This is a genomic window from Rheinheimera sp., from assembly GCF_037442345.1.
In the GTDB taxonomy this organism is placed as follows: Bacteria; Pseudomonadota; Gammaproteobacteria; order Enterobacterales; family Alteromonadaceae; genus Pararheinheimera.
The window spans coordinates 129,818-144,166 of sequence record NZ_JBBIQL010000006.1; the positions used below are offsets into that span (position 1 = coordinate 129,818).

General features: G+C 52.2%; 12 protein-coding genes. 4 read left to right on the forward strand and 8 right to left on the reverse strand.

Annotated features, from left to right (window positions below; all coding sequences use genetic code 11):
• The first annotated feature begins 12 nt into the window (after positions 1-12).
• Both WKJ04_RS05090 and WKJ04_RS05095 read left to right on the forward strand, forming a co-directional pair.
• Positions 13-966: a D-2-hydroxyacid dehydrogenase gene (locus tag WKJ04_RS05090; protein WP_337879410.1), complete on the forward strand. Its 954-nt coding sequence runs from the start codon at positions 13-15 to the stop codon at positions 964-966.
• 397 nt (positions 967-1,363) lie between these two features.
• Complete coding sequence (locus WKJ04_RS05095) at positions 1,364-2,527, forward strand: PIN domain-containing protein (RefSeq protein WP_337879411.1); 1,164 nt, start codon at positions 1,364-1,366, stop codon at positions 2,525-2,527.
• A 418-nt stretch (positions 2,528-2,945) separates the two neighbouring features.
• Here the strand turns inward: WKJ04_RS05095 and WKJ04_RS05100 are convergent, their stop codons facing one another.
• From WKJ04_RS05100 to WKJ04_RS05135, 8 genes are all read right to left on the reverse strand, one after another.
• The gene (locus tag WKJ04_RS05100) at positions 2,946-4,193 is read right to left on the reverse strand and encodes an NAD(P)/FAD-dependent oxidoreductase (RefSeq protein WP_337879412.1); all 1,248 of its coding nucleotides are present in this window, start codon (positions 4,191-4,193) and stop codon (positions 2,946-2,948) included.
• 20 nt (positions 4,194-4,213) lie between these two features.
• Positions 4,214-4,825: an isochorismatase family protein gene (locus WKJ04_RS05105; RefSeq protein WP_337879413.1), complete on the reverse strand. Its 612-nt coding sequence runs from the start codon at positions 4,823-4,825 to the stop codon at positions 4,214-4,216.
• A gap of 10 nt (positions 4,826-4,835) precedes the next feature.
• Positions 4,836-5,678 (reverse strand): alpha/beta hydrolase, encoded by an 843-nt coding sequence (locus tag WKJ04_RS05110; RefSeq protein WP_337879414.1) that lies wholly within the window; start codon positions 5,676-5,678, stop codon positions 4,836-4,838.
• A gap of 1 nt (position 5,679) precedes the next feature.
• Complete coding sequence (locus WKJ04_RS05115) at positions 5,680-7,140, reverse strand: aldehyde dehydrogenase family protein (RefSeq protein WP_337879415.1); 1,461 nt, start codon at positions 7,138-7,140, stop codon at positions 5,680-5,682.
• 46 nt (positions 7,141-7,186) lie between these two features.
• Entirely contained in the window at positions 7,187-8,623 is a 1,437-nt protein-coding gene (locus tag WKJ04_RS05120; protein WP_337879416.1) for an aldehyde dehydrogenase family protein, read from the reverse strand.
• Positions 8,624-8,638: 15 nt separating this feature from the next.
• The gene (locus WKJ04_RS05125; protein ID WP_337879417.1) at positions 8,639-9,907 is read right to left on the reverse strand and encodes an acyl-CoA dehydrogenase family protein; all 1,269 of its coding nucleotides are present in this window, start codon (positions 9,905-9,907) and stop codon (positions 8,639-8,641) included.
• Between the two features lie 66 nt (positions 9,908-9,973).
• Positions 9,974-10,714 carry a hypothetical protein gene (locus WKJ04_RS05130; protein WP_337879418.1) on the reverse strand — a complete coding sequence of 247 codons (741 nt, stop codon included), beginning with the start codon at positions 10,712-10,714 and terminating at the stop codon, positions 9,974-9,976.
• A 49-nt stretch (positions 10,715-10,763) separates the two neighbouring features.
• On the reverse strand, positions 10,764-12,446 hold the full coding sequence (locus tag WKJ04_RS05135) for a nitrilase-related carbon-nitrogen hydrolase (RefSeq protein WP_337879419.1): 1,683 nt from the start codon (positions 12,444-12,446) through the stop codon (positions 10,764-10,766).
• A gap of 158 nt (positions 12,447-12,604) precedes the next feature.
• Between WKJ04_RS05135 and WKJ04_RS05140 the strand changes: the two genes are divergently transcribed.
• Both WKJ04_RS05140 and WKJ04_RS05145 read left to right on the forward strand, forming a co-directional pair.
• Positions 12,605-13,321: a hypothetical protein gene (locus WKJ04_RS05140; RefSeq protein WP_337879420.1), complete on the forward strand. Its 717-nt coding sequence runs from the start codon at positions 12,605-12,607 to the stop codon at positions 13,319-13,321.
• Positions 13,322-13,329: 8 nt separating this feature from the next.
• Positions 13,330-14,349 (forward strand): MFS transporter (locus tag WKJ04_RS05145; RefSeq protein ID WP_337879421.1); only part of this gene is annotated, 1,020 nt, incomplete at its 3' end.

Genomic DNA, 14,349 nt, shown 5'->3' on the forward strand with positions numbered 1-14,349 from the left:
GCATAAGTTTTTATGAACACGGTATTTTTGGATCGCGACACCTTCAGCCCCGGCATCAATTTTTCCGCCATAGCACAACAAGCCGACAGCCTGACCTGCTACGGCATGACGCAACCAGCCGAAGTGGTGACACGGTGTCGCGACGCCGAGGTGATTATTTCCAACAAAGTGCTGCTCAATGCCGATACGTTAAGGCAATTACCTGCGCTGAAGCTGGTGTGTATTGCCGCCACAGGCACCAACAATATCGACTTAAAAGCCGCGCAGGAGCTGGGTATAGCAGTGACCAATGTGGCTGGTTACGCCCGCCATACAGTGCCGCAGTATGTGTTTGCGCAAATACTGGCGCACTACAGCCAAACCGAACACCACAACCAAAACACAGCACAGGGCCTGTGGCCACAAAGCCCAACTTTTGTCGTTTTGGGCAACCCTATGTACCAGCTGGCCCATAAAACTCTGGGTTTAGTCGGCTACGGCGCACTCGCCAAAGGGGTGGAGAAAATCGCCCAGGCTTTTGATATGAAGGTCATTATCAGCGAACACGCCGGTGCCGCCACAGTGCGCCCCGGCCGCGTCAGCTTTGACGAACTGCTCGCCACAGCCGACATTATCAGCCTGCACTGCCCACAAACTCCGGACACAGTAGGGTTAATCAATGCCGCCGCCCTTGCCAAAATGAAGCCAAACGCCATGCTGATCAACACAGCCCGCGGCGCTTTGGTCGACAACCAGGCTTTGCTTCACGCATTACAGAACAAACAAATTGGCTACGCCGTACTCGATGTTTTAGAGCAGGAACCGCCACCAGCCGACCATATCCTGCTCAACGCCAAACTGGATAACCTGAAAATCACCGCTCATATAGCCTGGGCCTGTCAGGAAGCCCAGCAGGATCTGATCAATATCATTGGCCGCAACATGCAAAGCTTTAAAGCCGGCGGGCGGGATAATAGGGTGGTGTAGGGAAGGGCTGGGTCGTTTCTTAATTCCCATAAGGTGGTTGGCAAACCAGCCACCGGCAACTACTGCGTTCGCCCGTTCGCGCCTCCCGCGCTCACTTTTATATCGCTCACTACGCAGTTACCCATGTCTGTTTTGCTGGATGGCGGGTTTGTGCCGAAAGCGGACTTGCCGAACTTTAAGTACTTTAAAAATATTCTGTTCACATCTTGATGCTGCCAACTCTTGTCAGACGGATTAATCCGCATTTGTAGCAACCGCAAATACCTACTGTCCCAATAACTCATTGTAAGTTATGAAAAATCGATGTAGTGTTCTGCACATTAAATTTATAAAGACGGAAAAGACAGTACTTAAATACAGATGTTTCTGTCGAATCAGCGTTGGCCACCAAACACACATGACCGCAACCAAAGAAGAAACATGCATCTTAATCGTTGATGCCAATATTCTTGTCCAAGATTTTTGGCTAGAAGGGTTTGTATGGGGCTATCTCGTCAAACGAAACTTTCTTTCTCATAAGCTAGCTGTCCCGCGAATAGCTCTAGAGGAGGCTGCTGCCAACATTGAACGCCGCGCTCGAGACCTGCTGCAGCGCATGTCGCAAGCTGGCGTGACAACTCGGCTGGAATCTCAATACCAGCTACTTTTCAATAGGAAAAAAGTGGGGAAAGAATCTCCTGCTAAGCTCGGGAAGCGCTATAAAGATCATATGCTTGCGTTTCTGAAGACGCACGGTGGAATCATAGTTGAGCCGCCCGATGTACCTCTGTCGCTTCTCCTTCAACGCTCAATTGAGCGCCGAAAGCCTTTTAATTCTGGTGACAAAGGGTTTCTGGACACTCTGATATGGTTAAATACTCTGGATGTAGTCAAGGATTACAAGCGAGTTTCGTTTGTCTCCTCAAACACTGCTGATTACGCACAGGGGGACAACCTTCACCCTGATCTCGAGCAAGATCTCATACCTGTTCTCCCTAAACATCTCCACTTCAGATACTTCAAGAATCTGAACGAGTTCATTGCTTTCATTGATCGGGACGGAGAAGCTGGTGCGGAGGCTCTGCGAAATGCACTTATGTCTGACGGCTACAGTGGCTTTAAGTTAGACAGTTGGATAAGGGAAAACATCGACGATTTGCTCAGCCAGAACGATCTAGATGGAATTGAGTGGACCGCACTTCCATATTGGGCTGAAGACCCGAGGCTCATTGAGCTGGAAGATCTGGTTGGCATCGAAATTCATAACGAGCGAGCTCTAGGAATCGATCGAGTTGAATTATTATGTGATCTTGCATTAGTCGGCATCTTTCAATGTAGCATCTTGTTCTCAAGCTGGAAGAACATAATCCATCCTTGTCAAGTGCAGTGGATAGATGATGAATCAAGTGACATGTGGACCGAGGTGGGCGTCCGCAGCGTCGGCACTTTCTTGATAAGAATTGTCTTTGATCTTAATTTGGCGACAATTGTCGAACATGACGTCGTGCCCATCGCTCACAACGTCAATGAAGCTATCGCCAGCCTCGAGGAGATCAGATATGAGGCTGAAGAGAATGGCTAACAATTCATTCAAACCGATGCCGATTCTGCAGTGAATCAAATACCGACATCCTCCGCTACCTGAGCTTTTAATCAGGCTGTTCTGTCAACTCCAAAGCCTGAAAATATTCAAGAGCATCAGCCGCGACACTAGCTTTTTATCTATTTTGCAGCTTTCAGCAAAGTCGGCCAATTGATAGGCGCAAATATGCTGTGGTTCAAACTTTGTCCCATCGTCATGACTCACTGATGCTTAAACTGTGGGGAAAGGTTATAGGCTGGTTTTAACAAACTGCCACTATAATCACCAATAACGGTGAATATAGTGCTGTGGTGGCAGACTACTTTTATTAATCACCGATAATGGTGATTAATTGGGGCTGTAAACTAAGAAAAAGAGGCCAAGCGGCCCCAGCAGTCTAAATCACTAAGCAAACACATCATTCCACCAACAATGATTCCCTTACACAATTCAGCATGCCGCGTTCCATGATAAAAGCTTTGGCTTTGATTGGGTCGGCGGCGGTTTGCATAAAGTGTTGCTGGCGCTGGCGTTGAATATCCGGGTCGGTCGATTCCATCAGCTTTTTATTGGCTATGGTGTGTTCCTGCACAAAACGAACTGCCAGGTCTTTGCGTTGGCGGTTGTATTGTTCAAACAGCGGGATGTAGTCGGCGCCTTCCAGCATAATGGCGGTGAGTTTTTGCGCCAGATTAAAAGCGTCGTGCAGGCCGCCGTTCATGCCCATGCCACCCAAGGGGTTGTTCAGATGGCAGGAATCACCGGCCAGAATAGCGCGGCCGTTAAAGTAGGTTTCGGCTACACGCTGATGCACGTTGTACAAGGTGCGGTGGCCAATATGGTAGTCACCTTCTTTGGCGTACAAATGTTGCAGCCGCTGCTGGATATAGTCATCCGTCAGGTATTTATCTAAATTGGTTTCTTTTGGATCGGTTGGCCAGAGCACACGCCACAGCTTGTCGGTGCGCAGGATCACACACCATTCATCCGGGTCCGACACGTAATTGACATAGGATAAATTGTCGAACACTGTCTCAAAGGGGAAGTTGGTGCTGGCCACCAGAAACTTTTCGTCGTAGGTAAAACCACCAAAACCTATGCCGGCCGATTTACGCACATTACTGGACGCGCCTTCACAGCCCACAATAAAGCTGCCTGCAAAACGCAGTTCCTTGCCCAGATGATTCACCACAGCGGTCACGCCATTGGCGTCTTGCTCGAAGCTCATCAACTGGTGCGAAAACAAAGTGGTGACGCTGGGGCATTCTTTTAATTTTTCCTGCGCCAGATGCGTCATTTCGTATTGTTCTAACTGCAGGCGAAACGGAAAACGGGTTTCGTCGGCAATCAGCTGCATATTAAACTCAGCCACTTCCTGGGTTTTGCGGTCGCGGTACTGGTAACGGTCCACCACCAGGCCTTTGGCGATCATGGCCTCTGCAAGGCCCACTTCGTCCAGCATTTCCAGTGACGGCGGGTGAAAAGTGGAAGCGCGCAGGTCTATAGGTAAGCTGGCTTCTTTTTCCAGTAATAGCACCGGAATATGGCGCTGGCCTAAATACAATGCCAATAAGGAACCCGCAGGGCCTGCTCCGGCGATAATAATAGGGCCTCGGTGGCTGGTTGCAACAGGGATTGCAGATGGTGTTGCAGAGGAAATTGCCATAATACTGCTGTCCTTTGTGGTTAAGCGGAACGCTGTTGTGAGGTGGAAAGTAAGGTGGAAATAATCTGGCTGCAGCTTTGTACGTCGGCATACTTGGCGTGCATATCGTGCAGATTGGCTTTGTGGGCATCCGGATTACGGTCGCCGACAGCTTCTTCAGCCACCACCACAGGGTAGTTATGCTGCAGGCCGTCTACGACTGTAGCGCGCACACAGCCGCTGGTGGTCAGGCCCGTGACGACTAAGGAATCGGCTTTTAATGCCAGCAGTTGCTGGGCTAAATCAGTGCCAAAAAAAGCGCTGGCCCAACGTTTTTCCAGCAGCATTTCGCCGAGTTGTGGCTCTAGTCTTGAATCGACTTTGACCCAGTGCGAATCCGGGGTCAGTAAATTCAGCGCCTGAATACGGGCGCGAAACACGCTGGCCTGAGCCGGGCCGTGGTAGACCACAGTGGTGAAAATCACCGGTAAGCCTGCCAAGCGAAAAGCATCCAGCAGCAGCTTGTTATGCGCTACCACAGCTTCGCATTCAGCACCCAAAGGGCAGCTTGGGTCGGTAAAGCCGTTGATCATATCCACTAAAATCAGCGCTGGTCTTTGGCCTAAACCTATTGAGTTGCGTTGTAAATCCATGCCATCTGCCTTAATTAGTCGTTGGGTTCAATTGGCTACAAAAGTTTCTGATCAACTGCGCCAGTTGCTCGCTGTGGGTTTCACAGATATAAGTGGAGGCATCGCCCATATTCGCTGCCTGACCTTTGGGCAGCAGCGCTACCGTAGGCTCCACCAGAGGCCGCAGCACGTCACGTTCACCGGCAAATACCAGAGTCGGGCATTGGATAGCTGCAATTTGTCTGGCGAAATCCTGCGCCGCCACCGCCTGATAGGCTTTTTTGTAGTTGTCGCCTAAACGCAGCGCCAGCAGGCATTCGCGCAGGCTAAGTTCAAGCGGCACAGTCTTGTCTTTACCGCGAATTTTCTGCCAATACCGCTGCAAAAAATCACCGGCTTCATCTGTGCTGGCCTCCACAACAGATGCAGGCAGCGCCAGTTTTTGTGCATCGCTTAAAAGCGTCGGACCAGAGAATATCAGCGCCCGGCAATAACCCGGCTGGTCGTGTTCCAGCTGAGCCGCCACCGCCACGCCTGTGTGGTGACCAAAGACCACAGGCTGTTGCGGCTGCAATTGCTGCAAACAAAGCCAAACGCTCTGGGCATAAAGCGCCACGCTATGCTCAGGTGCTTCATCGCTATGGCCAAAACCAATAAAATCCGGCGCTATACAATAAAAATCCTCTGCCAGCAGCTGCATCAAAGGCCGGAACATTTCGCTGCTGCTTGGGGTTTGATGCAGCAGCACTAACGCAGGTTTGCCCTTGCTGGCCGGAGTATGCAGATAATGAATTTGCCCCAGCTCGGTGTCGGCGTATGCTTTGCGGATACTGCTCTGTGTGGTGTGTGGCCGCGCTCTGTTTATAAAGGTCATGTTAAAGCACCGCATTCAGTTCGATACTGACCCATTTCAGCTCAGTAAATTCTTCAGTGGAATAAGCGCCACCACTGCGGCCAAGGCCTGACAGCTTACTGCCGCCAATAGGCGCCAGTGCATTACTCTGAAACGAATGCATGCCGATATGCACTGAGCCAGCGTCAATTTCTTTGGCGGCGCGCATCGCGGCATAAATGTTTTTGGTCAGCACCGAGGCCGACAGGCCAAACTGTGAGTCATTGGCGAGCGCTATGGCATGGTCCAAATCCTCAGCCATCACCACATTGGTTAAAGGGCCAAAAGACTCATCGCGCCAGGCGCTGCAATGCAGCGGCGAGTTCAACAGCACAGTGGGCTGAAATACCAGGCTGGGTTCGCCGTTTGGGTAAGGCAGGGTTGTACCGCCGGTCAGAATTTCTGCGCCAGCGGCCACAGCTTCGGCTATATGCTGGCTGATTTTATTTACCGCAGCACGGTTAATCAGCGGGCCATAAATGGTTTTGGGGTCGCGCAAATCGCCAATTTGCAGCTGTTCGGCGGCAGTTTTTAACGCGCTGATAAAGTCGGCATAAATGGCTTTGGCCACTATCACTCTGCTGTTGGCCATACAGATCTGGCCAGCGTGGGTAAAAATGCCTTGCGCTACTATGGCGGCGGCTTTGACCGGATCGACATCGTCCAGCACTAAAGCGGCACTTTTACCGCCTAATTCCAGCTGAGCCCGCACCATACGTTTCATCGCCGTGGCGCCAATATGAATACCGGTTTGGGTTGAACCTGTCAGTGCTATGCAGTTCACGTCCGGGTGTTCCACCAGAGGTGCGCCACATTCAACACCAAAACCGGTCACCACACTGACCGCATCGGCCGGTACTCCGGCTTCCAGCAATATTTTGGCAAATTCAATGGCGATGACCGGGGTTTGCTCTGAGGGTTTAATCACCACGCTGTTACCAGCCGCCAGCGGAAAAGCGGCCATTTTGGTCAGCAGCGACAGCGGCGCGTTGTAAGGTGAGACCACAGCCACTACACCAACAGGATGGCGAAACACCATAGACAGCCGCTCTGGGTTGTCATTCGGAAAAGTATCACCGTATAAACGCCGTGCTTCGCCCGCCGCTGTGCGCAGTAAATCCACAGTGTAATTAATTTCAAAAGTCGCTTTGGTGATGGCGGAGCCACTTTCGTCGATCAGAATATCCAGCAGCCGGGTTTTGCCTTCTGCGGCCACTATGTCGGCGGCTTTCAGTAAGGCGGCTTCGCGTTGCCTGGGGGCCAGCGATGACCAGATTTTAAAGCCATTGCGCGCTGTTTTGACTGCCAGCTCGACATCCGGCTGGCTGGCTTGTGCAGCGCGGGCAAACAGCTGCTCAGTTTCAGGCGCCAGCACATCGAAATACAGGCCAGTCTGAGGTTTTACATCCAGGCCGCCAATGAAAAGTTCTGTCTGTTTGATCATGGATACTCTCTTTTTTTCACATCGCCGGTGAGCTGGCTGCGGCGTTTCAGGCCACGCCTATCACCCGGGTGCCACGGAAAAACTCAAAGGTTTCTTTGGTGCCTTCATCGCCGAGGCCACTTTTGCCCCAAGCGGCACGGGGCAAATCAGCACGCAAAGCAAACAGCGACACACCGTTAATTTTGATCACACCAGCGCGTAAGGTGCGGGCCATTTGCCAGGCGGATTTTTCTTCGCCAAAGACATAAGCGGCCAGACCATAAGCAGTTTGGTTGGCCAGTTGGGTCGCTTGTTCAGGGGTGTCGAAACTATGCACTGTGGCGACTGGGCCAAAAATCTCTTCCAGACACTGCTCACCGCTCAGGCCTGTGATCAACGTGGGTGCCATAAACCAGCCGTTCAGCCCGGCAGAAATGGGAGTAGGGCAAATAAGTGTTGCGCCCAGTTCAGCGTATTCAGTCATACGTTGCTGCACATGCTGCCAATGGCCCTGATGCACTAAAGGCCCCATCTGGCTGCTGGCGTCTGTGGAGGCGCCAATCTTGAGTTTGGCCAGCCGCTGTTTAACTTTATCCAGCAAGCTGGCTTCAACAGAGCTGTGCACAATAAGGCGGCCAAGCGCCCGGCACCACTGGCCGTTTAAGGTGATGAGGCCTGTGATAATGCCATCGGCGGCGGCGTCCAGATCGGCACTTTCCAGCACCACCAGGGCATTATTGCCACCCAGTTCCAACTGGGCAGGTTTAATATGCGCACCACAAACTCCACCCACAGCAGCACCACCCATGGCGCCGCCGGTAAAGGAAACCGCAGCAACACGATCATCTGCACACAAAGAGGACCCTACAATTCCATCGCCATGTAACAGCTGAAAAGTGCCGTGCGGTAAGTCGGCATCGACAATAGCCTGAGCTATGGCCTGAGCTGAACCTGCCGCCCATTCCGACGGTTTGAAGATCAAAGGGCAGCCTGCCGCCAGCGCACTGGCAATTTTATGGCAGGCAATACCGGAAGGCGCATTCCAGGGCGCAATAATGGCAGCAACGCCGAGCGGCAGCCGTTCCAGGACAATGCGGTTTTGGCTTTGGCCTTCAAACTCTTGTTCGGCAGGTAAAGCGCGCAGCAGTTGGGCGGCATTGCTAAACGCCATAGCGCAGACTGCGGCAAATTGTCTGGTCAGGCTTTGCACTACACCGGTTTGTACTGAGTCACACCACTCAATGTGGCTGGCGTGCTGGCCAATATTCTGAGCAATTTTATCCAGATAAGCAGCGCGCTCTGCGTAACTTAATGTCGACCAGCGGCCGCTGGCAAAAGCCAGACTGGCGCTGTGCATGGCGGTATTGATTTGTGCGCCTGAGCTGCTGTATTGCCAGCCAATTTGCTCGCCGGTATTGGCATTGTGCAAAGGCCGCAGCAGGTTCAGTTCAGGCTGCTGCCACTGGCCGTTGATATAGTTTTGTGGTTGCGGTAACTGGTTCATTTTTTGTTTGCTGCCTTAACGCTTTACGCCAAATTGAGACTGCTCAGCACCTTCCACTTCCATTTGCGCAGCCATCAGGCGGCCGCGTTCAGCCGGGAAAGCCTGCACCAACGCCATTGCCATTTCACGTAAACCGTGTGCACTGGGGTTAGAAAAGCCTGTGCCTGTGGTGCCTGTGCATTTCAGTGCATTCACGGCCAGACTAAAACCGGCTTCAGCCACTACGCCTTTGCATAAGCGCCAGCGCTTCACCACTTCTTGTTTGGGTAAAATTTCTGGTTCGGCGGTTTCCAGTTCCAGCTGACGGCGTAACCACAAAGTGGCGGTTTCTAACTCGCACATCATTTGGCCTATCAATTGCTGGTGCATTGGCGAGCTGGCGATGGATTTATCGGAGTCGCCAAACTTGCTGCTGGTCAGGGTCTGCAGTGTCTGCTGGTAAATAGACCAGGCCTGACCTAAATACACGGCTATGCTGGCGAGCTGATTGCCAACAAAGCTGCCACGGCTCATTTGCATACAGCGCACAAAAGCACCGGGAATGGTTAACGCATCGTCGTCCGCCACAAAAACATCTTTTAAAATCAGGCCATGAGTGGCCGAGCCGCGCATGCCAATGGCGTCCCATTTTTGCCGTTCGCTGACACCCTTTGCGTCTTTCTCGACAAAAAAGGTGGTGAGGCCGCTGGCATCTTCATAGCCTTCCAGACTGGCGGTCACCAGATATTGATCGGCAATGCCGGTGGCACAGCCAAAAGCTTTGACCCCGTTTAACAGGTAGCCGCCTTCGACTTTTTTCGCTTTGGTGGATATGGTGATGGCGGCTTTTTCTGACTTCACTGATTCGCTGGCAAAGTTCGCCAGCCATTTACCATCCTTGCCCATAGTGGTCAGCACTTTTTCAGCAAAGGCTTTGACCTGTGGTGCTTCGTCTTCGGTAAATAAACCTGCCTCTAAAGCTTCCAGCGCTAACAAACCCCTGGATGCCGAAGAGCAATGGAAAAAGAAGCAAAGCGCGGTGGAGGGGCAGGCAGTGCCCAAGGCAAAAGTCGCAGCCGCCATATCACGCAAACCACCGCCCAGACCACCGTATTGTTCCGGGATAATAAGCCCAAGCAAACCGGCGTCACTGAAGGTTTTGACATGTGGCAGATGAAACTCTCCATTGCGGTCTACCTGCGCAGCCGCCTCTTTGATCAGCGGAAGTATGTTCTCAACGCGCTGCGCTCTGGCCTTTTCTGCTGCTGTCATGTTTTCAACAAAATGTTCGGCTGTTAATTTCATCGGACTTCCCTTCGTCTGCTGCTTGCTCGTTCGTCTTGGGTGCTGGAGCTCTGTTGTGTGTATTGGTTATTCACCACGCAGAATGGCGCGCAGCTGTTCGCTGTCTGGCGTGCCAATCAGGCCTTCAATGCGCTGCCACACCGGGTCAATCTCCGGGCTGAAAATAGCGGCGCGGTTGGCTTTGTCCCTTGCCGCCAGTTCAGCTGCAGACACAGGGCTGTCGACACCTTTGTCGACTAGGTCATACCAATAGTCCCGATAAGCTGCGACATGGCTGAACAGGGTTTTAAAGGCGGGTTCTGTGGCGCGGTGCACCAGCATCCAGGGCGACATAATGGCGCGCTGGCGTGGTGAAATATGAGCGTGTTCTATGCCTTCTATGGCTTCGGCGGCGTTAAATAGGTCGGTTAAGGGCCAGAACACCTGATTCAGGTAGTGGGTGTGAGCACCTAAATCGACCCGTGGTGTTAAATCCAGGTGGAAGGCAAAATGTTCACCTGCTTTGACCGAGTCGAGCGTAAAGTGCGGCACTGCGCTGTCCGCTGGCATAAAGCCGTACAGCATGTGGGAGTCCAGCTGAATTTGGGGCACCACTATGGAGCAGGTCACCAGCTTGGCCAGCGGGCCACCTTCAAAAATTCGTACTTTGCCGACCGCACCCTGCGCCATAGGCAGATGGCTGACTAAGGTCATAAAAGGGCCGCCGTCGCTGGCCAGTACTTCGTGCATGCCATATTTGGCGACTATGTTGTCGACAGTGCTGTCGGATAACTGTTGAGCTAAAGACAATTCAGTAGTTTGTGACATGGTTTTTCTCTGTGTTTTTGTCTGAGTCGTGGTCTGAACCTGCAGGGGCTTACAGCATGGCCTGCATGAGTTTCCATGGACGATTTTTAATTAAATCAGTGTTTTGTGAACACACTTTATTATGAGCGGCACGAGGATGCACAGTAGCGCTGGTGACATAATGCCCTGCCTGACCACTGACCTGAACCCCGGCACTGAGCAGGCCGTCAAACTGACGCTGTTGCCATGGCGTCATAATGGTGAATTCTGTTTGCAGTACGCAGATCAGATTGTGCTGGGGCAGGGTGCTGGCTGACACCAGATTGACACGGTTTTCTGAGGCGCGTTCCAGCAAACCGGTTTTGCATTGCCAGCTTTCCTGCTGACGCACAGGGGCCAGCACCACTTCACAGCCTTGCATGGCGATCAGACGGAAACTTTCCGGATAAATGGCGTCATCTTCCAGCACAAGCGCCAGTTTGCCGTGAATGCTGTCATAGACTGCAAATTGGTCGGTTAAGGCCGACCAGGCAAAACGCTGCGAAAAATGCACCTGAGCCTGGATCAGTTCTAAACCTTTGTGGCTAATCAGCACAGCACAATGCGCCAGTTTGTCACCATGCTGGCGCACTATGCTGGTGGCGACGTATTGATCCGGCGCGCAGGCGGCAGTGAGACTGGCTACCACCTGTTCACTCATCGCCACTTGCTGTTCAGCGTAGTGGGTGCCAGCCAGCCAGAATAATTCGGGTAAACAAATCAGCTTATGCTGAGGATTGGCTTGTACGGCTGAAACTGCTTCGGCCAAAGCCTCAGTGCCTTTGGCGGCAATGCTGATAGCGGCAACGGATAAATCCAAAGCGCCGGTAAATTCGGGTAAAGGCTGCTCAGCCGGGTTTTCGCCCAAAGCCTGATACAGCTGTGGGCGGCGTTGTTTAAAGATGTCGGTGCCGTCCGGCCTGGTTTTGTGATCCGCAAGGGACGGGTCTATATCGGCCCAAATCACTTCTTCGCCTTTGCCGGCTAGTGCCAGCACAGTGCCGTCTGGCGCCACTATCTGGCTGTCTCCTGCGCCATTAAGGAAATGCAGCGGAATACTGGTGGCTTCCGATACTGGCACTAACAAAGCTTCCGGGATCAGCGGGCCCACTTTATTGGCTGCTACTACGAAAACTTTGTTTTCTGCTGCCCGCACCGGGATATGCAAATCACCTTCATCCAACGCAAAGGAGTTTAAGCTGTTGCAGAGAATTTGTGCGCCGCGAAGGGCCAATCCTCTTGGGGTTTCGTTGATCACACCATCCATGCAGGAGTACATGGCGAGTTTGCCAATAGCGGTGTCGATCACAGGCCCGACAGTGTCGGCAGGGTCGAGAAAATCATTTTCATGCCCGACCAGCACTTGCTTGTTGTTTTGCGCCAACAACTCGCCCTGCGGCGAAATCAGTAAGCTGGTGCCGGTGCAGTGCAGCTCGCCACGCTCAGGGCGCTTTACTGTGGCATTCAATACCAGATAAGCCCTGGATTCGGCCGCTGCGGCTTTGATGCTGTTGATAAAGTCACCATCCAGACTAACAGCCACTTCATAACAGTGGGCCTGATTGTCATACCAGGAGTTGTGATTCACAAATTCCGGCAACACGATGAGATCAGGTGAACATAAAGCGGCTTGTTTGATCATGCGCAGGCAGGTCGCTAAATTGTCCTGCACGTTATTAGTCACAGCAAATTGGGCAGCAGCAACACGGATCATGGATATTCCTTTTTAACTTTGTTGGTCATAGCATCTGTTGTATTTGGTCTTGCGTTGATGCAGCCATGACATAAAATCACTCTACTTTGAATTAATTGATATATCAATATAACATGCGCTAAGCTGAGTGAGAAAATTTACTCAGGGCAGGAGAACCTATGACGGACGAGTTTGAATACAGCATGGCGTTGGCCTTGTTTGATTTTGTGCCAGTGCTGCTATCCAGCGCGGGTTTACTTTATCTGGCGAGGACTTTGGGCCTGATTAACCCGGCCATCAAATGGCAGGCTTTGGCTTCGGCTGTACTTATTATTGCCGGTGGTTTTTGCAAGGTGTTCTGGAAATTCCTGATCGCCGCCACAGATGTGCATTACCCGGTACTGAATAATATGTTTTTTATTTTGCTGGCCCCTGGTTTTACCTTGCTGACTTACTACTTATGGGCAGCCCGGGCTTTTTATCAACAGCGTGTAGTGTCGCGTTCAGCCATCGCCTGGCCCTGGTTGATTATTGCAGTTTTTGCCGTGGTGGCCGGTTATCTGGCGCTGACTTTTCCTGAACAGCGCAGATGGTTCTTAGCCTTGCTGGTGCTGGTGACAGTGTCCAATGTGGTCTTTATCTGGCACGCGGTACGGCATAGCCTGCAACTGAAACTTCGCGGCAGCGCCTGGTTATTTGTGCTGAATTTAGTCGGGGTTTTTGTGCTGGCCGGCCTGGCCCGCGCCGGACATCAGCATGAAGCCGTGCAGTGGGTGGAGCAAATACTCAATGCCTTTACTCAGGGGGCGCTGTTAGCCGCGGCCTGGATGCTGTATCAAACCCATCGTCAGGTGCCATCGCAGGCCCCTCGTTTTAGCCACAGTGCACAGTTATAGGAAGCAGCATGTCAGAGTCAGTGATCGAAAAAAAATACTTAGGCATCCGGGTCAACGATGGCGTCACCGGCTGGCATATGTCGACCTTCTACCTCACCTGCGTCGCCACCATTTTACTCGGCACTTTTATTAATGCCTTTCAGCCATTTTTGTTTAACGAAATTATGCATATTCCAACCGACGCCCAAGGTGTGGTCAGCGGCAAGCTGAACTTCTGGGGCGAAATGGCCATTATTGGTTCGGTCGGGGTGTGGGGCGCTTTATCGGACAAACTGGGCCGCCGCTTAATTATGGTGCTGGGCTTTTTGCTGGTGGCTGTCGCCATGTACCTCTACCCACATGCCCAAAGCGTCAATGAGCTGATTATCTACCGGGTGATTTATGGCCTGGGTATCGCATCAGCCACCTGCATGATTGTGACCTTACTGGCTGATTACGCCAAAGACATTAACCGTGGCAAAGCGGCCGGGTTGCAGGGGGTGTGCAACGGTGTCGGCGCCGTCATTGCGCTGTTTGTGTTGCTACGCTTACCAGCCATTTTTCAGCAGCAGGGCATGTCGGCTGTTCAGGCCGGTACCCAAACCTATCTGATTGTGGCAGGTTTTTCAGTGGCGGTTGGATTGTTGTCAGTGCGTGGCTTAAAGGCGCATCAGCCGGCAGAACAAACCCATAAACAAAGCATTTGGTCTTTGATGGTGGACGGCGTCAAAGCCGCCCGTGAACCAGGCATAGCTTTGGCTTATGGCGCGGCATTTGTGTCACGGGCCAACCTGACTATTGTCGGCGCCTTTATGACCTTGTGGTTGTCGCATTACGGCACTGAACAGGCTGGCATGTCGGGCGCTGAGGCGCTGAAAAAAGCCGGCATTATTGTGGCGATAGCCCAGAGTGTGGCACTGTTTGGCGCGCCGCTGTTTGGTATTCTCACCGACAAACTGAATCGGGTGACGGCGCTGCTGATTGCGCTTTTTATCACCTTTGTTGGTTATTGCAGCACTTACCTGATTTCCGACCCTTTTGGCTCAGGC